The organism is Micromonospora sp. CPCC 206061, from assembly GCF_036906915.1.
Taxonomy (GTDB): domain Bacteria; phylum Actinomycetota; class Actinomycetes; order Mycobacteriales; family Micromonosporaceae; genus Phytohabitans.
The window spans coordinates 33584-55744 of the sequence record NZ_JBAKHX010000053.1; the positions used below are offsets into that span (position 1 = coordinate 33584).

Sequence of the window (22161 nt, forward strand, 5' to 3'; positions counted from 1 at the left end):
ACCAGTCGGTTGCTGCGCGCGAGCCTGGGCTCGCCGGGCTACGACGACATGCGCACGACGCTCCGGCTCGCTGGCACCTCCCTTGACGGTGGCGTGCGCGCGGCGGCGTTGCCGTTGTTCAGGGGCGACCCGCTCCACCAGGCTGTACGGGTCACCGGCGCGCCCGCCGGAGCGGCGATCGAGCTGCGCGACGGCGACGAGGTGCTCGACCGGGGCACCGCCGGCGACGACCTGTGGCTGCCAGAGGTCAGCGAGCCCCGCACCGTCACGGTGTCCGTCGAGGGTGTCGGCTCCGGCGCCTTCGTCGTCGAACCGCAGCGCAAGTGGACCGTCCACGTCGTACACCACTCGCACCTCGACATCGGTTACACCGACCGGCAGGGCGTGGTGCTGCGCAACCACCTGGAGTACCTGGACTCCGCGCTCGACCTGGCCGCCGCCACCGAGGACTGGCCCGACGACGCCCGCTTCCGGTGGAGCGTCGAGTCGGCGCTGCCGGTGCGGCGGTGGCTCGACGCCCGCGACAAGGCGGCCGTCGACCGGTTCGTGGCGCTGGCCCGAGACGGGCGCATCGAGGTGACCGCGATGCCGTTCCAGCTGCACACCGAGGCGTGCTCGGTGGAGGAGCTGCACCGGTTGCTGCGGTTCACCGACGACCTGCGCGAGCGCCACGGCATCCCGATCACCTCCGCCATGCACACCGACGTGCCCGGCGCGGTCGTCGGCTTCGTCGACGCCCTCGCCGCGAGCGGCGTGCGGTACCTGTCGGCGGCACACAACTGGGCCGGCCGCTCGGTGCCGTTCCTCACCGGCGGGCAGGAACTGGGCCGCCCGTTCTGGTGGCGGTCGCCGGCCGGCAACAGGGTGCTGGTGTGGTTCACCGACACCCCGCACGGCATGGCGTACATGGAAGGCAACGTGGTCGGGCTGGCGGAGAGCTTCCCGGCCGCGGAGGACTTCCTGCCCGGGTACCTGTGGCTGCTCGCCAACGAGCCGGTGCCGTACGGCCGGGAGGCCTTCGGGTGGAACGGGCACGCCCTTCTTGAGAAGCAGCCCTATCCACACGACGTGCTTCACCTGCGGGTGCAGGGCGGCAACGCGGACAACGCCGGACCGTCGATCGTGCCGCCGTCGGTGGTGCGTGCCTGGAACGAAAAGTACGCCTACCCGAAGCTGCGCATGTCGACGAACACCGACTTCTTCGTCGACGCCGAGGCCCGCTTCGGCGACCGGGTCCCGGAGCACAGCGGCGACTGGACCGACTGGTGGGCCGACGGGCTCGGCTCCGGCGCGCGGCCGCTCGGATACGCCCGGCGGGCCCAGCACGCGGTGCGTCACGCCGAGACGCTGCACACGCTCGCGGGCACCGACGCCACCGCCGAGGTCGACGCCGTCTACGACAAGCTCGGCCTCTTCGACGAGCACACCTGGGGCGCCGCGAACCCGTGGCACGACCACGAGGACGGCTTCGACTCCGGCGGGTTGCAGTGGGCCCGCAAGTGCGAAATGGCGTACTCCGGTGCCGACGACGCCGACGACCTGCGGCACGCCGGCGCGCACCGGCTGGGCGCGCGCCTCGCTCCGGCGTCCGCCGCGCTCACGTCGTACCTCGTCACCAACCTCGGGCCGGCGGACCGCACCGATCTCGCGGAGGCCTTCCTGCCGGCCAGCGTCGTGCCGCTCGACGAACCCGTGTCCATCGTGGATGGCCGCAGCGGCGCCGTGCTGCCACACGAGGAAGAGGCTGTGCGGCCCGAAGAGTGGCCGACCCGACCGGCCGGGCGCCACCTTCGGTTCGTGGCCCCGAACGTGCCGGCGGTGGGCCACCTGCGCGTCGACGTGGTCGCGGGTGGCGGACCGGGCCCGGTGGAGGCGCTCGACTCCTGGCAGATCGAAAACGAGTACTACCGGGTCAGCGTTGACCCGCGCGACGCCGTGCTGACCTCCATCTTCGACAAGCGCGCCGGCCGCGAGCTCGTCAATGGCGGCGCGTACGCCGGCATGAACCAGTACGTGTACGAGCGGTACTCGACCGCGCCGCACGTCAACCACCTCTCCGGGCACATCGAGGCGCCCGATGGTGACCTGGCGCTGCTGGCGGGACGGTCGATCGGGCGGCGGGCATCGCTCGTCCGCTCGACGCGCTCGGCCATCGGCGAGACGCTGGAGGTCGAGCTGGACGGTGACGGCGTGCGCTGGCTGCGCACCACCATCACGTTGAGCGCGGGGGTGCCGCGCGTCGACATCACCAACAAGCTGTACAAGGACGGCGCGCCCGCCAAGGAGAGCGTGTTCTTCGCCTTCCCCTTCGCGATGCCGGCCCCGGTCGCGTGGGAACTGACCGGCGGCGTAGGCGGCGGTGACGCCCCGATCGTGCCGGGTGCCGCCAGCCACATGACGCCGGTGCGGCACTGGGTCGCGTTCGACGACGGCGAGGTGACGGCGGTGTGGGCGACATTGCAGGCGCCGCTCGTCATGTTCGGTGACATCTTCCTGCCGTACGCGCCGTTCCCGCCGACGCTCGACCCGTCACCCGCCGAGCCCGGCACCGTCTACTCCTGGGCGATGAACAACATCTGGGACACCAACTTCCCCGCCCAGCAGCAGGGCGAGACCACGTTCCGGTACGCGGTCGCCTCGGCGGCCGGCGCCGACCCTAGGGTGCTCGGACCGGCCACCGCCGCCGGGTTCACCGACGCGTTCGTGGCGGTGCCGCTGACCGGCACCGGTGCCCCGTCACCCGCCGAGGGGCGGGTCGCCTCCGTCGACCACCCGCTGGTGCGGGTCGCCGGCGTCGGGCCGTCGCGCCGCGGCCACGACGCGGTGGTGTATCTGGCGTCGGTCTCGGACGCGCCCGTGCGCACCTTCCTGCGCTTCCCTGGTGTCGAGCGCGCCTGGCTGGGCACCAGCCTGGAACGCTCGCTGGAACTGCTGTCCATATCGGACGGCGCTATCGACGTCGAGGTGCCGGCCGGTGGCTTCGTCGCGGTCTCGATTGACCGGACCGCCCGACGCGACCGGACCGCCCGATGAAAATCGTCGACATCCGCGCCACGACCGTGACGGTGCCGCTCGAAGCGCCCCTGCGGCACTCCAACGGAGCCCACTGGGGGCGGTTCGTCCGCACGATCGTCGAGGTGGAAGCCGACAACGGCCTCATCGGCCTGGGCGAGCTCGGCGGCGGGGGAGAGAGCGCGGAATCCGCCATCCGGGGACTGCGGGAGTACCTGGTGGGGCACGACCCGTTCGCGCTGGAGGCGCTGCGGTTCGCGATCGCCAACCCGACCGCGAGCCTCTACAACAACCGCACGCAGCTGCTTGCCGCGGTCGAGTTCGCCTGCCTCGACCTCATCGGGCAGCACCTCGACGTGCCGGTGTACGACCTGCTCGGCGGCAAGCTGCGCGACCGGGTGCCGTTCGCGTCGTACCTGTTCTTCCGGCTTGCCTCCGCGGGCGGCGAGGGTGAGGTGCGGACGCCGGACCAGCTCGTGACGCACGCGCGGGAGCTGCGCGAAGCGCACGGGTTCACCGTCCACAAGCTCAAGGGCGGCGTCTTCCCGCCCGAGTACGAGTTGGAGTGCTACCGGGCGCTCGCCGAGGCCTGGCCGGGCGACCGGTACCGGTACGACCCCAACGGGTCGATGTCGGTGGCCGAGGCGCGGCGCTTCGGTACCGCCATCCGCGACCTGCCCAACGAGTACTTCGAGGATCCGACCTGGGGCCTCAACGGCCTGCGGCAGCTGCGCGACCTCGGCATCCCGCTGGCCACCAACACGGTCGTCGTCAACTTCGAGCAGCTCGCCACGAACGTGCGCGACCCCGCCGTCGACGTGATCCTGCTCGACACCACGTTCTGGGGAGGCATCCGGCCGTGCGTCAAGGCGGCGGCGGTGTGCGAGACGTTCCAGCTCGGCGTGGCCGTGCACTCGTCGGGGGAGCTGGGCATCCAGCTCGCCACCATGCTGCATCTCGGCGCCGTGCTGCCCAACCTCACCTACGCCGCCGACGCGCACTACCACCACCTGCGCGACGACGTCATCGTCGGCGGCAAAATGCCCTATGTGGACGGTACGATCGCGGTGCCGGACGGGCCGGGACTCGGCGTGCGGCTCGACCGCGAACGGGTGGCCCGATACGCCGAGCTCTACCGCGAACTGGGCGGCTACCCGTACGACCGTGACCCCGCCCGGCCCGGCTGGTACCCGTTGATCCCCAACGACCGCTGGGCGGACCCATCTTGAGAAACTTCGCTGCTCGCATACATCACGCCGCCCTACGCGGCACACCGGCCGTGGTGCTGGAGAACGAACTGCTCCGCATCACCGTGCTGCTGCAAGGCGCACACGTCATCGAGTTCAACCACAAGCCGCGCGACCTCGACTTCGTTTGGCTGCGGCCCGGCAACTCCTGGCCCGGTCAGGGAGACTTCTTCGACTCGTACCCGGGCGGCTGGCAGGAGGTCTTCCCAAACGGCGGCGCCCCGGCGACGTACCGGGGCGCGGTGCTGGACCAGCACGACGAGGCGGTCGCGCTGCCGTGGGAGTGCGAGGTGGTCGAGGACGAGCCCGAGCGGGTCGCCGTGCGCCTGACCGTGCGCACCCGGCGCACGCCGTTCCGGGTGTCCAAGGTGCTCAGCCTCGCCTCGGGCGAGGCGCGCCTGTCCGTGTCGTCGACGATCACCAGCGAGGCACCGGTGCGGACGCACGCGATGTGGGGGCAGCACCTGGCGTACGGGGCGCCATTCCTGGTGCCCGGATCCCGGATCACCCTGCCGCCGGGCGTGACGGTGCGGCCGCACGAGGTCAACCTGAACCCGCCGCGCCGGGCGGTCGTCGAGGGCGGCCCGTACCCGTGGCCCGTCGTGCCCACACCCGACGGCGGCACGGTCGACCTGTCGGTGATTCCCGAGCCGGGCGCGCCGAGCGACGTCTGCTACCTGACCGGGTTCACGGAGGGCTGGTACGAGCTGCGCCGGCCAGACGGCGACGCCGGGGTGCGCGTCGAGTGGGACGCCGCCACGCTGCCGTACTTGTGGCTGTGGCACGAGTTCGGTGACATGACCGGGCACCCGTGGTGGGGTCGGGCTTACGTGGCCGGCCTCGAACCGTTCTCCAGCTATCCGACCAACGGCCTGCCCGACGCCGTCGCCAACGGCTCGGCTCTGACCCTGGCCCCGTGGTCGTCCAAATCCGTCGACTGGTCGGTGGAGGTCATATGAAGGTCGCTGTCGTCACCGGTGGTTCGCAGGGGATCGGCGCCGCCGTCGTCGAGCGGCTCGCCGCCGACGGTACCTCGGTCGTCTACTGCGGACTCGACGAGCCACCGCCGGCAACCGACACGGTCGTGGGCGTTCGCGCCGACGTCACCGTGCCCGCCGACATGGAACGTCTCGTCGCCACCGCCGTCGAGCGCTTCGGCGGCGTAGACATCCTCGTCACCAGCGCCGGTATCCAGCGGTACGGCACCGTCGAAAGCACCACCGACGCCCTGTGGCGCGAGGTGCTCGACGTCAACCTCACCGGCGTCTTCCTGGCCTGCCGGGCCGCCGTGCCGCACCTGCGGGCCCGGGGCGGCGGCGCCATCGTGGCCGTCTCGTCCGTCCAGGCGTTCGTGTCGCAGCAGGGCGTGGCCGCGTACGCCGCCAGCAAGGCCGGCATCAACGCGCTGGTCCGATCGATGGCACTCGACCACGCCGCCGACCGCATCCGGGTCAACGCCGTCTGTCCAGGTTCTGTCGACACACCCATGCTGCGCTGGGCCGCCGACCTCTTCCGCGGTGGGTCCACCGTGGACGACACGGTCGCCGGTTGGGGACGCAGCCACCCGCTCGGCCGGGTCGCGCGCGCCGCAGAGGTCGCCGAGGTGGTGGCGTTCCTCGCCAGCGACCGTGCGTCGTTCGTGACCGGTGCCGAATACCGGGTCGACGGTGGCCTCCTCGCCGTCAACCCGGCCGCTCTGCCTCCTGAACCACCCCCTCGTTAGGAAAAGGAGAGTCATGCAAAGACGCACCCTCCTCGGTGGCGTGGCCGGCGCCGCAGCCCTCACGTTCGCCGGTGCCCGTCCCGCCTCCGCCGCCGCCCTCCCCGTCGCGTCGGCCGCCCCCAACACCGCACTCAACAACCTCTTCAACAGGTACGGCAACAGCGGTGTCGGCTGGACCGGCGCGGACAGCACCTACTCCACCTCGATCCCCGGCGGCAAGCGGCTGTGGATCTACTCGGACACGTTTCTCGGCCCGGTCGACTCCAACCTCGGCCGCCCCCTCGACACCCCGTTCCTGCGCAACTCCTTCATCGTGCAGAACGGCAGCAGGCTCACCACCGTTCACGGCGGCACCGCCTCCGCGCCCGACACGCTGCTGAAGCCGTCCAACCCCGACAACTGGTTCTGGCTAGGAGCGGGCATCTGCATCGGTGGCGTGCTCAACCAGACCGTCGTCGAGTTCGGCAAGACCGGCCCTGGGCAGTGGGACTTCGCGTGGATGGGCACGTACCTCGCGCGCATCCCCGCCGCCCAGCTCACCCGGCCGATCAGCATCACACCGCTCCCGTCGTCGACCGAGGTGACCTGGGCGGCCTGGCTCCAGGTCATCGGCGACCACGTGTACGTGTACGGCGTCGAGGACCTGGGCGTAAGCAAGTACCTGCACGTCGCCCGCGCGCCCGGCCGCAACCTGCGCGCCCAGTGGGAGTACTGGACGGGCAGCGGCTGGTCCACGCGGGAGGCCGACTCGGTGCGCGTGCTGGAAGGCGTCAGCAATGAGCACAGCGTCACGCCGTGGCGCGGCAAGTACCTGCTCGTCACCCAGGACACCACCGAACTGTTCAGCGCGAAGATCGTCGGCTATGTCGGCAACAGCCCGACCGGTCCGTTCACCGACAAGACGCTGCTCTACACGACGCCGGAGACGGGCGCGCTCGGCACCTACCGCAACGCCAACGTGTACACGTACAACCCGCATGCCCATCCCGAGCTGAGCACCGACAACCGCGTGGTCGTCTCGTACAACGTCAACAGCCTGAACGGCGACGACCTGTACGAAGACGTGACCATCTACCGCGGTCGCTTCGTCAACGTCACCTTCTCCTGACCTCGGTGGGCTCGGCGGAGCACCACCGTCTCCGCCGAGTCCACCGCTGCCCGTACGTCGGGCAGCACGGGCCGGAGCACTGCCGTAGCCCCGCCGATCAAGGAACTTCGCATTGATCAAGGGCAAATGCACGCGGATCTGAGATCAAAGTACGTGCGTTTGCCCTTGATCGGCGGGACGAAGGGGTGCGCGGGGCGCGAGAGCGGCGCGCTAGGCGCCCACGGACGTGATGCGGATGGCGGCTGCGCCTAGGTCGTCGGAGGCGGCCAGGTCGATCTCGGCGGTGATGGCCCAGTCGTGGTGGCCCTCGGGGTCGTCGAGGATCTGGCGTACCGTCCAGCTGTCGCGGCCCTGGTCGATCATCAGGAGGGCGGGGCCGCGCGCATCGGGACCGGTGCCGATCTCGTCGTGCTCGTCGAAGTACGGCGCCAGCGCCTCCTCCCAGGCGTCGGCGTCCCAGCCGGACTCGGCGTCCAGCTGGCCCAGCTCGTCCCAACGGCGCAAAGCCGCCAGCTCGACGCGGCGGAAGAGGGCGTTGCGCACCAGCACGCGGAACGCGCGCACGTTGCGGGAGACCTCGGGCGGACGCTGCTGCGTCGACGGGACGGTGGAGAGGCCGGACCGCAGCCGCTCCCACTCGTCGATGAGGCTGGAGTCGACCTGCCGGACCAGCTCGCCGAGCCACTCGATGAGGTCGATCAGCTCCTCGGTCTTGGCCTCGTCGGGCACCGTCTGGCGCAGCGCCTTGTACGCGTCGGCCAGGTACCGCAGCACCAGCCCTTCCGACCGGGACAGCCCGTAGAAGGCCACGTACTCGGTGAACGTCATCGCCCGCTCGTACATGTCGCGCACGACCGACTTCGGCGAGAGCTGGTAGTCGGAGACCCACGGGTGGCCCTTGCGGTAGGCCTCGTAGCCGACGTCGAGCAGGTCGGCGAGCGGCTTGGCGTGGGTCACCTGGTCGAGCAGTTCGAGGCGCGCCTCATACTCGATGCCGTCGGCCTTCATCGCGGCGACCGCCTCGCCCCGGGCCTTGAACTGCTGCGCGGAGAGCACCTGGCGCGGATCGTCCAGGATGGACTCGATGACCGACAGCACGTCGAGGGCGTACGTGGGCGACTCGCGGTCGAGCAGGTCGATCGCGGCGAGCGCGAACGGCGACAGCGGCTGGTTGAGCGCGAAGTCGAGCTGGAGGTCGACGGTGAGTCTTACCGGTGACGCGGTAACGACACCGGCGGCCAGCAGAGCGCGATAGATGGCGATGGCTCGCCGGATGTGCTTGCGCTGGGCGGAGCGGTCGTCGTGGTTGTCGGTGAGCAGGTGCCGCATGGCGGCGAACGCGTCGCCGGGCCGGCCGATGACGTTGAGCAGCATCGAGTGGCTGACCGCGAAGACCGACGTCAGGGGCTCGGGCTCGGCGGATACCAGTCGCTCGAACGTGGGATGGCCCCAGCCCACGGACCCCTCGGGTGGCTTCTTGCGCACCACCTTGCGGCGCTTCTTGGGGTCGTCGCCGGCCTTGGCGAGTGCCTTTTCGTTGTCGATGACGTGTTCGGGCGCCTGCACGACCACGGTGCCGACGGTGTCGAAGCCGGCGCGCCCGGCCCGGCCGGCGATCTGGTGGAACTCGCGGGCCTTGAGCAGTCGCACCTTCGTCCCGTCGTACTTGCTCAGCGCGGTGAACAGCACCGTCCTGATGGGAACGTTGATGCCGACGCCGAGCGTGTCGGTGCCGCAGATCACCTTGAGCAGCCCGGCCTGGGCGAGAGTCTCGACGAGCCGGCGGTACTTGGGCAGCATCCCCGCGTGGTGTACGCCGATGCCGTGCCGGACCAGCCGGGAGAGCGTCTTGCCGAAGCCCGCGGTGAACCGGAAGTTGCCGATCATCTCGGCGATGGCGTCCTTCTCGGCGCGGGTGCAGACGTTGACGCTCATGAGCGCCTGCGCGCGTTCCAGCGCGGCGGCCTGGGTGAAGTGGACAATGTAGACGGGCGCCTGCTTGGTGGAGAGCAGCTCCTCGATGGTCTCGTGCAACGGCGTCATCGCGTACGAGAAAATGAGCGGGACCGGCCGCTCCACCGAGCGGACGACGGCGGTCGACCGCCCGGTGCGCCGCGTCAGGTCCTTCTCGAAGAACGTCACGTCGCCGAGCGTCGCGGACATGAGCACGAACTGCGCCTGCGTCAGTTCGAGTAGCGGCACCTGCCAGGCCCAGCCCCGGTCGGGCTCGGAGTAGAAGTGGAACTCGTCCATGACGACGAGGCCCACGTCGGCGTCGGCGCCCTCGCGCAGCGCCATGTTGGCGAGGATCTCGGCGGTGCAGCAGATGATGGGCGCGTCTTCGTTGACGCTGGCGTCACCGGTGAGCATGCCGACGTTGGCGGCGCCGAAGACGTCGCAGAGCGCGAAGAACTTCTCGGACACCAGCGCCTTGATGGGCGCGGTGTAGAACGTGGTGCGCCCGGTGGCGAGCGCGGCGAAGTGCGCGCCGGTGGCGACGAGGCTCTTGCCGGAGCCGGTGGGCGTGCTGAGGATCACATTGGCGCCTGAGACCACCTCGATCAGCGCCTCTTCCTGGTGCGGGTAGAGGCTGAGCCCCTGATCAGCGGCCCAGCCCGCGAACGCGTCGAAGACGGCGTCGGGGCTGGGGTCAGGGGGAATCCGGGCGGTAAGCGTCATGGCCCGTCAATAGTGCCAGGTCCCGGGGCGCCGGTCAGAGCCAGCCGCGCTCGCGGGCCTGCCAGCCCAGTTGAAGGCGTGATCGGGAGTTGGTCATCTCCATGAGGTGCTGGACGCGGCGGACGACGGTGCGGCGGCTCACACCCAGGCGGGCGGCGGCGGCCTCGTCGGTGAGGCCGGCCACGAGGAGCGAGAGCAGTTGCCGGTCGCCGGCCGAGATGCCCTGGTCGCCGGCCAGCTCGTCGCGGGCGCCCAGGGAGAGCGGGGTGGCGAGGGCCCACACCGTTTCGAAGAGGGCGACCAGGGCGTCGAGCAGGCCGCACGGGTGCACGAGGAGGGCCGCGTCGTGGGCGGTCGTGCTGTACGAGAGCGGCAGCAGGGCCAGCTCGCTGTCGGCGATGGCGAGCTTGGTGGGCAGCGAGTGGATGAGCCGGGCCTGCTCCCCGGAGCGCACGTGCACGGCGGCGGCCGCGGCGCTCGCCTGGTCGTCCAGCACGGAGGCGTCGTACACGCCCCGGTAGACCACGCCGGCAGCCTCCCGGTCGAGCTGGGTGCGGTTGACCTCGTTGGGCTTGGCGAACGGGGGCGCCACCAGCACCCGCATCTCGCGGCGGGCGGTGCGCTGCACCCGGTCGAAGGCGCGGCCGACCGCAGCCCTCCCCGACACGATCTCGATGAGATCTTCGGTGCTGCGGTCCGCGACGCGGTGCTGCGCCTCGTCGGCGAGCCGGTGCGCGGCCTCGCGGGTGCGCTCCAGCTCCTCCATCCGGCGCTGGATGAGCTGCTCGACGGCCAGGTCGGGCGGCACCGGCACCACCTTGTCGTGTGGCGCCGGCGTGCGGTGCACCAGCCCTTTGCGGTGCAGCCCGGCGAGCGCGCGGCGGACCTGTGCGGCGGTCAGCTCGGTGCGGTCGGCGAGCTGGGGGAGGGGTGCGCTGCCCTGCCGCACCAGCGTGAGGTAGGTGGATTCTTCCGCGGCGGTGAGGCCGGCCGCTTGGAGCACTCGGGCCTCCTTTGACGCAACTGGGACATGGCGCACCTGCGCTGACCGTAGATCCTTTACGGCGGTGATGACAAGGTGTGACGCTGCCCTCGGCACAGCGCGGGACGTTACTGGGGGAGTCGTGGTCAGACCGTTACGCAGAGTACTCATTCTGGCCGCTTCCCTGATCACCGTCACCGCAGCGGCCGGACCCGCGGGGGCCGAGCCCCCCAGTGGCGCAGTAGCGCCATCTTTGGCCCCCGCGACCGTCCGCCAAGCGCACGACCTCACCCTCGTCACGGGCGACGTCGTGCGACTGTCCACACTGGCCGACGGGCGGCAGGTCGCCACGGTCGACGAGGGTCGCGGCTTCCAGATCTCCCAGCGAAACGGCGATGTGTACGCGGTGCCACACGCCGCGGTGCCGTACGTGCGCTCCGGTCAGGTGGACGAGGCGCTGTTCAACCTGACCGACCTGGCGGCCGCCGGGTACCACGACGGGGCCAGCCAGACGCTGCCGCTGCTGGTGACCGGGCCCGGGGCCGCCACCCTGGGTGCCACGCGGGGTCGCGAGCTGCGCAGCATCGGCGCGCTCGCCCTGGACCAGGACAAGGACCAGGCGCGCCAGTCCTGGGGGGCACTCACCGCCGGCCAGGTGCGCAAGATGTGGCTGAACCGCCGCGTGCGGGCGACGCTCGACGACAGCGTCCCGCGGATCGGCGCACCCACGGCGTGGCGGTCCGGATACGACGGGCGGGGCGTCAAGGTGGCGGTGCTCGACAGCGGGTACGACCCCACGCACCCCGCGCTTACGGGCCGGGTGAGCACCGCGGCGAACTTCACCGACGAGACGGACACCGTCGACCGCTTCGGCCACGGCACGCACGTGGCGGCGACCGTGGCCGGCCGGGGCGCCAGGAAAGGCGTCGCGCCCGGCGCCGATCTCCTGGTCGGCAAGGTGCTCGACGGGACAGGCGCCGGCGACCTGTCGTGGGTCATCGCCGGCATGGAGTGGGCGGTCAGTCAGGGCGCCCGGATCGTCAACGTCAGTCTGGGCGCCGAGGCGTTCGAAGGACCGGACCCGGTCACCGAAGCGGTCGACGCGCTAACCGCCAGCTCAGGCGCGCTCTTCGTGGTGGCCGCCGGTAACTCCGGCCCCGGCATGCAGACCGTCACCACGCCCGGCACCGCCACCTCGGCGCTGACCGTCGGCGCGGTGTCCAAAGAGGACGGGCTGGCGCCGTTCTCCGGGCGCGGCCCGCGACTCGGCGACGGCGCGGTCAAGCCAGAGATCACCGCACCGGGCGTGGGCATCGTCGCCGCGCGGGCCGCCGGCACGGGCCTCGGCGAGGTGGTGAGCGGGTCACTGACCGCGATGTCGGGCACCTCGATGGCCACCCCGCACGTGGCGGGCGCCGCTGCGCTGCTGGCCCAGCGGCACCCCGACTGGAAAGCCGGGCAACTCAAGGCGGCGCTCGTGGCGAGCGCGGCGCCGGTGAAGGGGCCGCTGTGGGCGGTCGGCAGCGGACGGGTCGACGTGGCGGCCGCCATGACGCAGCAGGTGGTCGCCGAGCCAGCCGCGCTCACCGTCGACCAAGGGTCGGCAGAGGTCACGTACCGAAACACCGGCAAGAAGCCGGTGACGCTCACGCTCTCCGCGACCGCGGCAAGCACCGGCGCCACCCCCACGCCAGCCACGCTCCGCGTCTCGCCGAGCCGCCTGACGGTGCCGGCGGGGGAGACGATCACTGCAACGGTACGCGTCGGCGCCGGGACCCCGGCCGGCACGTACGCGGGATTGCTCACCGCCCGCGGCGGCGGCCAGCAGGTCCGCACCCCGGTGGGCGTGACGAAGACCGCCCCGGTGCGCACGCTGACCGTCGAGGGCGTCAACCACGACGGGAGCGCGCCGGACAGCTGGAGCAACGTCATGCTCTGGAACCTGGACAGCGGCGCCCGCCACTACGCCCACTTCGGCGGGAACGCCACGACCACGGTGGAGGTGCCCGAAGGCCGGTACGCCTTGACGGGGCTGCTCTTCGGCATCGACGGGACGGGTGAGATCCGGGAGGCCACCGCGGTCTCGGAGCCGGAGCTGACCGTCGCCGGCGACCGGAAGCTGCGCTACGACGGCCGCACCGCCACCCGGTTGCGCGTGGACACGCCGCGACCGGCCGCCGTGGCCGGTCTGGGCGTCGTCTGGCAGCGCGTCACCGCCAACCGGTCGCTGCTGGAAGGCAACTCGTTCAACCCGGAGACGGCCGTCTACGCCACCGCCTCGGGCCAGGCCGCCGTGGGCACGTTCCGCTTCCTGACCCGCTGGGACCTCGCCGGGACGGATTACCGGTACGACCTGCTTTTCGTGGAGACCGGGCGGGTGCCGGCCAAGCCGCGGCAGGCCGCCACCGAACTGGCCACAGTGGAGAGCGAGTTCCACGGGCACGGCGTGGAGTTGCGGGCGCGCGACACCCGGGGCGGGTTCGCCGACGGGGTGGATGTGGCGCTCGGCTTCGGCCGGTCGGTCGACCGGGCCGGTGTGCGCACCGACTACGTCAGCACCCGGGGCGTGACGTGGCGGCACGAGGTGGTGCAGGAGCTCGACTTCGGGCTCGGGCGCAAGGGCGGCATGCACCAGCTCAGTCGCGCGTACAAGGCCGGCGAGCGGGCGCGCGAGGTGTGGTTCGGGGCGCTGGTGCGGCCCGCGCTGCCCGACACCGGGGCGGACTACGCGTACGGGGCACCGGTCAACCGGGCGCACAACGCGATCCGGGTCGCGGTGCCGCAGTACGCGGACGGCGGCGTCGGGCAGTACGGCTGGCTGGACTACCGCTCGGACCGGGGCCGGCTGACCCTGCGCCGGGGCAACACCGTGGTCGGCGACACCACGCTGCCGTACACGCAGTTCACGGTGCCGGGGCGCGAGGCCACGTACCGGTTGACGCTGGACGTGGCCCGGGACCGGTTCACCGACGATCGCGAGTGGTGGACCACCTCGACGGCGACGACGACGACGTGGACGTTCCGGTCCGGGCGGCCGCGCGGGGACAGCGTCGCCGTGCTGCCGCTGCTCCAGATCGGGTATGACATCCGCACCGACCTATCGAACACCGTGGGCGCCCGTCGGCCGTACGCGATGAAGCTGGAACTGGGCTACCAGCCCGGCTATCAGCGCGGCGGCCGCATCGCGGCGGACGTCCGGGTTTCCTACGACGACGGCGCGCACTGGCGCGCGGTGCCGACCACCGGCGGGCGGAGCGTGACCGCGACGGTGCCGGCGGCCCCGCCCGGCGCGAAGTTCGCGACGATCCGGGTCATCGCCACCGACGGTGCCGGCAACCGGATCGACCAGACCATTACCCGTGCCTGGAAGGTGACCCGATGAGCCCGATCTGCGGCGAGCCACCGCCCGACGAGAAGGATAGGGAGACCGCCGCTCGCCGCGCCGAGGCGGTGCTCGTGGACGTCAGCAAACGGTCGGAGCGCGGTCGCCCCGAGCTCTGGATCTGGTAACCCCCTATCCGTACGATCGGCCCCGGTGCATACGCATTCGTACCGCGTCCTCGGTCCGCTCGAGGTGGGAGCGGACGGGAGCACCGTGCCTCTCGGCGGGCGGATGCCCCGGATCCTGCTGGGCACCCTGCTGCTCCAGCCGGGCCGGGTGGTCTCCACGGACGTACTGGTCGACGTCCTGTGGCCAGACGCGCCACCGCCGTCGGCGGTGGCGAACCTCCGCACGTACGTCCGCGGCCTCCGCGGGCGGCTGTCCGACGACGCGATCATCACAAAGCCGCACGGGTACGCGGTCGCGGTCGAGCCGGCGGCCCTTGACCTGACCCTGTTCGAGGCGCGCGCCGAGCAGGCCCGGATGGCGTGGGCAGCCGGTGACGCGGCGGGAGCGCTGCGGCTGCTGGAAGACGCGATCGGGCTCTGGCGCGGGCGGCTGCTGGAAGACCTGCCGGCCAGCCCCGCGTGGGAGGCGGTGGAGAGCCGCCTGACCGCGCTCAAGACGGCGCTGGTCGAGCTGGCGATGGAGATCCGGATCGGGCTCGGGCAGCACGAGGTGGCCGCCGCCGAACTGCGCGGGCTGCTGGCCACCGACCCGCTGCACGAGGGTTTCTGGCGCCGGCTGGTACTCGCGCTGCACGCGAGCGGGCGCACGGCGGAGGCGCTTCGGGCGTACGCGGATGCCCGGCAGGTCCTCGCCGACGAGCTGGGTGTCGGGCCCGGACCGCAACTGCGCGCCGCCTTTGATCTGGTGTTGCGGGCGGCGCCGCAGGCGCCCGGCCCGATCTGCCAGCTCCCGCTCGACCCGCCCGACTTCACCGGGCGGGGGCCGCTGGTCGACCAGATCGTGGCGCACCTGACCGGCCGCCGCCCGGCGGTGGTCGCGATCTCCGGCGCGCCCGGCGTCGGCAAGTCGGCGCTCGCGGTGCACGTCGGGCACGCGGTGCGGGCGGCGTTCCCGGATGGGCAGCTGTACGTGGACATGCGGGGGACCGGCGAGGCGCCCCGCGATCCCGGTGAGGTGCTCGCGGAGCTCCTACGGGCGCTGGGCGTCGCCGAGCCGGCGCTGCCAGCCGGAGTGCCGGCCCGGGCGGCGCTGCTGCGGTCCCGCCTGTCCACCCAGCGGATGCTGCTCGTACTCGACGACGTGGCGCACGCCGGGCAGGTGCGCCCGCTGCTGCCCGGCGTCGGGGCGTGCGCCGTGCTCGCCACCAGCCGGATGCGCCTGCCCGACCTGTGCGACGCCCTCGGAGTCAACGTCGACGTGCTGACCGACCAGGAGGCGCAGGAGCTGTTCAGCCGCGTGGCCGGGCGGCGGCGGGTCGTGGAGCAGCCCGAGAGCGCCCGCGACATCCTGCGCGCCTGCGGCCACCTGCCGCTCGCCGTGCGGATCGCCGGCGCCAAGCTGGCCCAGCGACCGGGGTGGTCTCTGGCCGTCCTGGCCGACCGCCTGAAGCTGGAACGGCACCGCCTCGACGAGCTGCGCGCCGGCGACCTCGCGGTACGCGCCAGCGTCGAGCTGAGCTACCGGCTGCTCCCGCCGGTGGCGGCGCGGGCGTTCCGGCTGCTGGGGACGCTCGGCCCCGGGCCGGTGCCGGCGTGGGTGGTGAGTGCGCTGATCGACGCGCCAGCCACCGAAGACGTCGTGGATCTGCTCGTCGACGCGAACCTGCTCCAGCTCGTCGGCATGGACGGCGCCGGCCAGGCCCGGTACCGGCTGCACGACCTGCTGCGCTGCTACGGCGTCGAGCGTGCCGAAGGCGACACGGTCGTTTCCCGGCAGGCGGCGGTGCGACGGGTGCTGGACGGTTGGCTCGCGCTGGCTTCCTCCGCACGCGAGCGCATGCCGGTGCACTATTTCGGCGTCTCCGCCGAGGTGTTGGAGGCGCCTTTCGTCGTCGACCCGATGGCGTGGTTCGGGGCCGAACTGCCCGCGCTCGTGGCCGCCGTCGAGCTGGCGCACGCGAACGGGTTCGACGGGCATGCGTGGCGGATCGCGGCCGCTCTCGCGCCGTACTTCGACCTGCGGGGGCGGCGGGACACCTGGTGGCGCGTCCACCAGACCGGGCTGGCCAGCGCGCGGCGGGCCGGCGACCGGCACGGCGAGGCGATCCTGCTGCGCGACATCGGCCAGCTGCACCTCTACCACGACCGGTACGAGGAGGCCGCGGCGGCGTTCACGGCGGCGCGGGAGCTTTTCGGCGCGACCGGCGACTCGAGCGGCGAGGCGATCGCGCTCGCCGGGCAGGGCACCGTGCACCGCATCGCCGGGCGGCACCACCGGGCCCTGCACCTGTACCGCCGGGCACTGGAAGCATTCGAGCGGCTCGGCGACAGGCACAGCCAGGCGGTCGTGTACGGCTCGATGGGGCTGGCGCACCTGGGGCTGCGGCAGTACAGGCCGGCTCAACGCTGGCTGACCGCCGCGTACGAGCTGGCCGTCGAGCTGGGCGACCGCCACAGGCAGGCGCTGGCCCTGCACCGGCTCGCCACCCTGCGCCAGGGGCGCGGCCGGCCCGACCGGGCCCGCGAGGAGCTGCACCGCGCCCTGGGGCTGCTGGAGGAGCTGGGTGACGACGCGTGCGCCGCCTACGTACGGCAGAGCATCGGTGAGCTGCACCTGCGGTTCGGCGACCCGCGGCGGGCGGGGGAGTTCCTGGCCGACTCGCTCAGCGTGCAGAAACGGCTCGGCGACCGGCGGGCGGAGGCGACCATCGCCGCGCTGCTCGGCGAGTGGCACGGCGCGGCTGGCCGCACCAACCGCGCCAAGGAGTACCTGACGCGGGCCCTCTCCACCTGGCGTGACCTGGCCGTACCGGCCCAGGAGGCGGCGGTGGCGGCTCGCTTGCGCGCTCTGCGGGCCTCCTCACCGGGGTGAGACGAACCGCCGGACGCCCATCAGGTGGCTCTTGCGTGCGGTCGGGAGTGGCTCCTCCAGCACCTGCCAACCCGCCTGCGAGGCGTGCAGGATCTGGTCACCGCCGAGGCAGAGCGCCACATGGTCGAAGCGTGCCGCGCCGGGCGGGGCGAAGAACAGCAGGTCACCGGCCTCGGCGTTGGACGGGTCGATCGGCTCGCCCAGCGCGTACTGCTCATCGGCGTCGCGCGGCACGGTCACGCCGAACCGCCGGTAGACCAGGTGCACGAGCCCCGAGCAGTCCACCGCGAGGCCGCTCGTGCCACCCACGAAGTAAGGCGTGCCGAGCAGCTGGCGGGCCGCCACGATCACCTGGGTCGCGGTCGGCGGCTCGACGATCGCGGGGCGGGCGCGGGTGTGCGCCACCGACAGCCAGCCCGTGCGGCCGTCCGGCAACGCGACGTGCCGCCAGCCGGGGGTCTCGTCGCGTAGCGGCAGCACGGTGCCGAAGCTGACGTCCGCCACGATGACGCGCCCGGCGGGCGCGTCGCGCAGCGCGGTGGTCGCGGCCGTCACCACGGCCGTCCTCACGGGGGCGGCGAGGCTCTTGGACGGCGCGTTCTTGGAAGGCGCGAGCTGCCCTGCGGGCAGCCAGCCCGGATATCCGCGAGGGTCGTGGGCGGAAGGCTGCCACGGCGCGGTCACCCTTACCCACCCGTCGACTTCCTCGTGTACCGTCACCGGCTCGCCGAGCAGCAGTTGGCTGGTGACCCGGCCCCACAGTCCCCGGCGCTCCTCCACGTCGTGCGCCCCGGTCCAGCGGCGCAGGTCGGGCTTGGCGGAGACGGCTGCCGCGTCGAGGGCGCGCACGGCTTCCGGAGACGTCCAGAGGTTGGCACCGGCGACCGCTACCGCGCGGACGTCGGCGTGTACCTCGGTGAGCGCGGCGTGCCCGTTGATGCCGAGGCGTGGCGTGGTGTCCAGCATGTGCCTAAGGTTGCGCGCCCGAGATACACGACGAATACATCAACGCCTGTCACGACGGAAGGACAGGTCGCGGATCTCGCGGCCGGCGTCGAGGGCGCGCTGCTCGAACTTGGTGACCGGCCGTTCGGCCGGGCGCGGCGCGTACCCGCCGTGCTCGTTGACCAGCTCAGGGTCGGCCACGAGCGTCTCCAGCATCGCCTCGGCGTACTCGGTCCAGTCGGTGGCGCACCGGAAGACCCCGCCGGGAGCGAGGCGCGATCGCAGCAGCGCCACGTGCTCCGGCTGGATCAGGCGGCGCTTGTGGTGCCGCGCCTTCGGCCACGGGTCCGGGAAGAAGGCGTGGACCGCGTCGACGCTGGCCGGCGGCAGCATGTGCCGGACCAGTTCGAGCGCGTCGCCGAAGCCGACCCGCACGTTGGTCAGCCCGTGCTGCTCGATCATGGCGAGCAGGTTGGCGACGCCCGGCGTGTGCACCTCGACGGCGAGATAGTCGCGCCCGGGATCGGCTCCGGCCATGGCCAGTGTGGCCTCGCCCATGCCGGAGCCGATCTCCAGTACTAGCGGCGCGCGCCGCCCGTAGAGAGCGGCCGGATCGATCGGCGCGCCCGGAATGGGCACGCCGTACAGCGGCCAGAGCCGCTCAAGAGCGTCGAAATGGCGGCCGGTCATCCGCCCGCGGCGCGGATGAAACGTGCGTACCCGGGCAGGGTGAGCGATGGTCACGCGCCGCCGCCCGCAGCCGCCGCCAAGCGTAGGCAGCTGTGAGGGCGCGCCGCCCGCAGCCGCCACCAAGTGGAGGGAGCGAAGCGACCGGAGCGACTGGCGGCTACGGGGTGGCTTTCGGGCCAGGATTGCAGCGACCGGAGCGACTGGCGGCTACAGGGCGGCTTAGAGGCGCGTGGCCATCGCGACCGGAGGTGAGGGAGCGTAACCGTCATGATCTGCCCAGGATACGGGGTAGGCCCTGCCCGGCTCGACATGATCGACAGGACGGGCCTAGGCGGCGGCGCCCCACATCGCGGAGAAGGCGGCGGCCTCGCCGGTGAGCCAGCGCTCGACGTCGGCCGGCTTGGTGGCCGGGTCGGGCCGGTGCACCGCGCCCCGGCGCACGTCGACCAGCACTGGCTCGGCGTGCGGCAGGACCTGCTCCATGTGGCGGGACATCAGGTGCAGGGTCGCCACGAGAGCCTCCCCTGTGGGCGGCTCGGGGTCGAAGTACAGCCGGACCGCCTCGGCGCGACCGTCGTCGTATCGCAGGCCGAGGTGCGGGTTGACCTTGACGGAAAGGCCGCCAAGTACGCCGAGCGCGTCACGGGTCTGCGCGAGGCCGACGCCGGCGGGGTCGCCGAGGGAGCGCAGGTAGGTGAGCGTGCCGGGCACCAGGGCCTCGTACAGCGGCCGCCACCTGGGCCGGACGACGTCGACGGCCGCCGTGACGTGGGCGCCGCCGGAACGGAACTGGATGTCTGCCTTGAGCGCTTTGATCAGTGAACCGTGTGGGTTGAACCCGGAACCGGACTCGCGCTGCTTGCGCGCGCCGCTGACGAACGTGGCCTTGCCGGGACCGGTGCGACCGACATAGCGGGTGAAGGTGAGGAGCGTGGCGTAGGGGGCTGATCCACCGGAAGTACGGGCGATCACGACGCTCTCCTTGCTGTCTGTAGCGAGCTGCTTTCGTACATACATTCTAACGCATCTGAACCGGTTGAGTTCGCTAGATCTAGATGTTTCAATACGTTCCGTGAGAACCCGATCGCTCCTCGCCGCCGTGCTCGCCGGCGTGCTCGTGGCCTTCGCGCTGGCCGTCGCGCGGCCGGCGCTGTCGGTCGAAACGAGCGCCGCAGCCGCGCCGGTCCGCATCATGCCGCTCGGTGACTCGATCACCGGCTCGCCCGGATGCTGGCGCTCCCTCCTGTGGAACCGCCTGCAGAGCACCGGACACACCGACATCGACTTTGTCGGCACGCTGCCGCCACAGGGCTGCGCGCAGGCGCACGACGGCAACAACGAGGGGCACGGCGGGGCGCTGGTCACCACAGTCGCCGACCAGAACCAGCTGGTGGGCTGGCTTTCAGCGACCCGCCCCGACATCGTGCTGATGCACTTCGGCACCAACGACGTCTGGAGCGCCCGCCCCACCGACACGATCCTCGCCGCGTACGGCAAGCTGGTCGACCAGATGCGGGCCAGCAACGCGGGGATGCGCATCCTGGTCGCCAAGATCATCCCGATGGACTCGGCCCGGAGCTGCTCGGAGTGCGCCCAGCGCGTGATCAACCTCAACAACGCGATCCCCGGCTGGGCGGCCGGCAAGACCACGTCGGCGTCGCCGATCACGGTCGTCGACCAGTGGACCGGGTTCAGCACCGGCAGCGACACCTACGACGGCGTGCACCCCAACAGCGCCGGTGACCAGAAGATGTCCGACAAGTGGTACCCGGCCCTCGTGTCCGCGCTCGGCAGCGCCCCGCCGACCACGACCCCGCCGGTGACCACACCGCCCGTCACGACACCGCCCGTCACCACGCCGCCGGCCGGTGCCTGCACCGCGACGTACCGGATCGCGGGTCAGTGGCAGGGCAATTTCCAGGGTGAGGTTACGGTGCGCAACGGCGGCACCAGCACCACGCGGAGCTGGACGGTGCGGTTCACGTTCGCGAACGGCCAGCAGGTGACCCAGATGTGGAACGGCGTCCGGAGCCAGAACGGCGCCGACGTCACCGTCACCAACGTCAGCTACAACGGCGCGATACCGGCGGGCGGCACGACGACCTTCGGGTTCCTCGCCTCCTGGACCGGCACCAACACAGCCCCGACACCGACCTGCACCGTGACCTGACAGCAGCACCTCGCGGCGGGTGTCCACATGGGTGACTTGTGGGCCCGCCGCGAGGCGGGGAAGATCTGTCTATGAAGGTCGCGGCGCTCCTTCTCGCCGCCGTGGCAGTGCTCGTGACGGGTGCGCCCGCGCGAGCCGCCGCGGCTACGCTCAAACTGACGCCCTCGACCGTGCAAGCCGGCTACCTGGTCGGCATCGAGGCGACCTGCACCGACAACACCAAACCGGTGACCGTGAAGTCCGACGTGTTCGGCGAGGTCGCCGTGCAACCGCAGGACCAAAAGCTCACCGCGGCGGTCACCGTGCCCAAGGCCGCCAAGCCCGGCGAGTACGACGTCACCCTGACCTGCGCGGACGACTCGACGACCGCGACGCTCAACGTGCTCGCCGCCGTCGAGCCGAGCCGCGGCCCGGCCACCGGGTTCGGCGGCATGGCCGGCGGCGGCACCGGCACGCTGCTGCTCACCGCGGGGCTCGCGGCGCTCGCCGCCGCAGCCGCGCTCGGCCTGGTCACGGTGCGTCGGCGCCGCACATGAAGACCCGCTGGACCGGGCCGGCCGCCATCGCGCTGGCCCTGGTCGGCGTGTTCGCGGTGGGCGCGGGGCTGGGATGGGAGAGCGGCTGGGGCGCGCTGCTCGGCGGCGAGAAGAAACCGCCGCCGCATGACTTTCCGGTACTGGAACCGAGCCGCCCCAGAAAAATCGAGATTCCGTCGATCGGGGTGAAGGCCCCGGTACACGGCGTCGGACTGGCCGACGACGGCTCGATCGCGGTGCCGTCGCTGCGCCTGCACAACGAGGCCGGCTGGTTCAAGGACGGCCCCACACCAGGCGAGTTCGGGCCGGCGATCCTGGTCGGGCACGCCGACACCCGCGACGGCCCGTCGGTCTTCTACAAGCTGCCGAAGCTGCGCGCCGGCGCCCACGTCGAGGTGACCCGCCGCGACGGCGCCGTGGCCATCTTCGAGGTGAACTCCGTCGAGCGCTTCGACAAGGCAAAGCTCCCCACCCAGCGCGTATACGGCGACTTCTCGCGCCCCAGCCTCCGCCTGATCACATGCGGCGGCCAGTGGCGCGGCGGCAGCACCGGCTACGCCGACAACATCATCGTCTTCGCCTCCTTGATAGACACCACAGACCCGTAGCGCCACCCCCGCCCCGCGCCGGCCCGCCGCGCCTGCCCTCCCCGGCCCGCCGCGCCTGCCGCGCCGCGCCTGCCGCGCC

The 22161-nt window shown here is 72.1% G+C and carries 16 protein-coding genes; 11 read left to right on the plus strand and 5 right to left on the minus strand.

Translation table 11 applies throughout. The features are described 5' to 3' along the window. Positions 1–9: 9 nt before the first annotated feature. The 5 genes from V6V89_RS28230 to V6V89_RS28250 are packed head-to-tail and all read left to right on the plus strand — an operon-like array spanning position 10 to position 7090. A complete protein-coding gene (locus V6V89_RS28230) occupies positions 10–3033 on the plus strand; it encodes a hypothetical protein (protein ID WP_334622490.1) in 3024 nt (1007 codons plus the stop codon). Next, positions 3030–4241, plus strand: coding sequence for an enolase C-terminal domain-like protein (locus tag V6V89_RS28235; protein ID WP_334622491.1), 1212 nt, complete (start codon positions 3030–3032; stop codon positions 4239–4241). Before V6V89_RS28230 ends, V6V89_RS28235 begins: the two co-directional genes overlap by 4 nt. Then, entirely contained in the window at positions 4238–5218 is a 981-nt protein-coding gene (locus V6V89_RS28240; protein ID WP_334622492.1) for a DUF4432 family protein, read from the plus strand. Before V6V89_RS28235 ends, V6V89_RS28240 begins: the two co-directional genes overlap by 4 nt. Next, positions 5215–5982, plus strand: a complete 768-nt coding sequence (locus V6V89_RS28245; RefSeq protein ID WP_334622493.1) for an SDR family NAD(P)-dependent oxidoreductase — start codon at positions 5215–5217, stop codon at positions 5980–5982. The genes V6V89_RS28240 and V6V89_RS28245 overlap by 4 nt, the downstream gene beginning before the upstream one ends. Before the next feature lie 13 nt (positions 5983–5995). Then, positions 5996–7090, plus strand: a complete 1095-nt coding sequence (locus V6V89_RS28250; RefSeq protein WP_334622494.1) for a DUF4185 domain-containing protein — start codon at positions 5996–5998, stop codon at positions 7088–7090. Between the two features lie 210 nt (positions 7091–7300). Here the strand turns inward: V6V89_RS28250 and V6V89_RS28255 are convergent, their stop codons facing one another. Both V6V89_RS28255 and V6V89_RS28260 read right to left on the minus strand, forming a co-directional pair. Beyond that, complete coding sequence (locus V6V89_RS28255) at positions 7301–9769, minus strand: DEAD/DEAH box helicase (RefSeq protein WP_334622495.1); 2469 nt, start codon at positions 9767–9769, stop codon at positions 7301–7303. 34 nt (positions 9770–9803) lie between these two features. Then, positions 9804–10772 (minus strand): TrmB family transcriptional regulator, encoded by a 969-nt coding sequence (locus tag V6V89_RS28260; protein WP_334622496.1) that lies wholly within the window; start codon positions 10770–10772, stop codon positions 9804–9806. Positions 10773–11004: 232 nt separating this feature from the next. Here V6V89_RS28260 and V6V89_RS28265 point away from each other — a divergent pair, with 232 nt between their 5' ends. From V6V89_RS28265 to V6V89_RS28275, 3 genes are read left to right on the plus strand one after another with little or no spacing between them, the layout of a single operon-like run. Beyond that, positions 11005–14133 (plus strand): S8 family serine peptidase, encoded by a 3129-nt coding sequence (locus V6V89_RS28265; protein ID WP_334622497.1) that lies wholly within the window; start codon positions 11005–11007, stop codon positions 14131–14133. Next, on the plus strand, positions 14130–14261 hold the full coding sequence (locus tag V6V89_RS28270) for a hypothetical protein (protein ID WP_334622498.1): 132 nt from the start codon (positions 14130–14132) through the stop codon (positions 14259–14261). The genes V6V89_RS28265 and V6V89_RS28270 overlap by 4 nt, the downstream gene beginning before the upstream one ends. Positions 14262–14286: 25 nt before the next feature. Further along, the gene (locus tag V6V89_RS28275) at positions 14287–17133 is read left to right on the plus strand and encodes an AfsR/SARP family transcriptional regulator (RefSeq protein WP_334622500.1); all 2847 of its coding nucleotides are present in this window, start codon (positions 14287–14289) and stop codon (positions 17131–17133) included. On the opposite strand, the gene V6V89_RS28280 is transcribed toward V6V89_RS28275, so the two are convergent. The 3 genes from V6V89_RS28280 to V6V89_RS28290 all read right to left on the minus strand — a co-directional run bounded on the left by V6V89_RS28280 (position 17122) and on the right by V6V89_RS28290 (position 19785). Further along, entirely contained in the window at positions 17122–18099 is a 978-nt protein-coding gene (locus V6V89_RS28280) for a C40 family peptidase (RefSeq protein ID WP_334622502.1), read from the minus strand. The genes V6V89_RS28275 and V6V89_RS28280 overlap by 12 nt on opposite strands. Positions 18100–18138: 39 nt before the next feature. Further along, the gene (trmB, locus tag V6V89_RS28285) at positions 18139–18768 is read right to left on the minus strand and encodes a tRNA (guanosine(46)-N7)-methyltransferase TrmB (RefSeq protein WP_334622506.1); all 630 of its coding nucleotides are present in this window, start codon (positions 18766–18768) and stop codon (positions 18139–18141) included. Between the two features lie 327 nt (positions 18769–19095). Then, complete coding sequence (locus tag V6V89_RS28290; RefSeq protein WP_442935233.1) at positions 19096–19785, minus strand: hypothetical protein; 690 nt, start codon at positions 19783–19785, stop codon at positions 19096–19098. Between the two features lie 55 nt (positions 19786–19840). Here V6V89_RS28290 and V6V89_RS28295 point away from each other — a divergent pair, with 55 nt between their 5' ends. The 3 genes from V6V89_RS28295 to V6V89_RS28305 all read left to right on the plus strand — a co-directional run bounded on the left by V6V89_RS28295 (position 19841) and on the right by V6V89_RS28305 (position 22082). Next, the gene (locus V6V89_RS28295; RefSeq protein WP_334622504.1) at positions 19841–20938 is read left to right on the plus strand and encodes a cellulose binding domain-containing protein; all 1098 of its coding nucleotides are present in this window, start codon (positions 19841–19843) and stop codon (positions 20936–20938) included. A gap of 71 nt (positions 20939–21009) precedes the next feature. Then, entirely contained in the window at positions 21010–21474 is a 465-nt protein-coding gene (locus V6V89_RS28300; protein WP_334622505.1) for a hypothetical protein, read from the plus strand. Further along, positions 21471–22082: a class F sortase gene (locus V6V89_RS28305; RefSeq protein WP_442935234.1), complete on the plus strand. Its 612-nt coding sequence runs from the start codon at positions 21471–21473 to the stop codon at positions 22080–22082. The genes V6V89_RS28300 and V6V89_RS28305 overlap by 4 nt, the downstream gene beginning before the upstream one ends. The last annotated feature ends 79 nt before the right edge of the window (positions 22083–22161 follow it).

Excerpts from the sequence above, each read along its gene's own strand:
- V6V89_RS28255 (WP_334622495.1), bottom strand. The coding sequence starts at position 9,769 with ATGACGCTTACCGCCCGGATTCCCCCTGACCCCAGCCCCGACGCCGTC.
- V6V89_RS28270 (WP_334622498.1), top strand. The coding sequence starts at position 14,130 with ATGAGCCCGATCTGCGGCGAGCCACCGCCCGACGAGAAGGATAGGGAG.
- V6V89_RS28290 (WP_442935233.1), bottom strand. The coding sequence starts at position 19,785 with ATGTATGTACGAAAGCAGCTCGCTACAGACAGCAAGGAGAGCGTCGTG.
- V6V89_RS28305 (WP_442935234.1), top strand. The coding sequence starts at position 21,471 with ATGAAGACCCGCTGGACCGGGCCGGCCGCCATCGCGCTGGCCCTGGTC.
- V6V89_RS28235 (WP_334622491.1), top strand. The coding sequence starts at position 3,030 with ATGAAAATCGTCGACATCCGCGCCACGACCGTGACGGTGCCGCTCGAA.
- V6V89_RS28280 (WP_334622502.1), bottom strand. The coding sequence starts at position 18,099 with ATGCTGGACACCACGCCACGCCTCGGCATCAACGGGCACGCCGCGCTC.
- V6V89_RS28245 (WP_334622493.1), top strand. The coding sequence starts at position 5,215 with ATGAAGGTCGCTGTCGTCACCGGTGGTTCGCAGGGGATCGGCGCCGCC.
- V6V89_RS28300 (WP_334622505.1), top strand. The coding sequence starts at position 21,010 with ATGAAGGTCGCGGCGCTCCTTCTCGCCGCCGTGGCAGTGCTCGTGACG.
- V6V89_RS28250 (WP_334622494.1), top strand. The coding sequence starts at position 5,996 with ATGCAAAGACGCACCCTCCTCGGTGGCGTGGCCGGCGCCGCAGCCCTC.
- trmB (WP_334622506.1), bottom strand. The coding sequence starts at position 18,768 with ATGACCGGCCGCCATTTCGACGCTCTTGAGCGGCTCTGGCCGCTGTAC.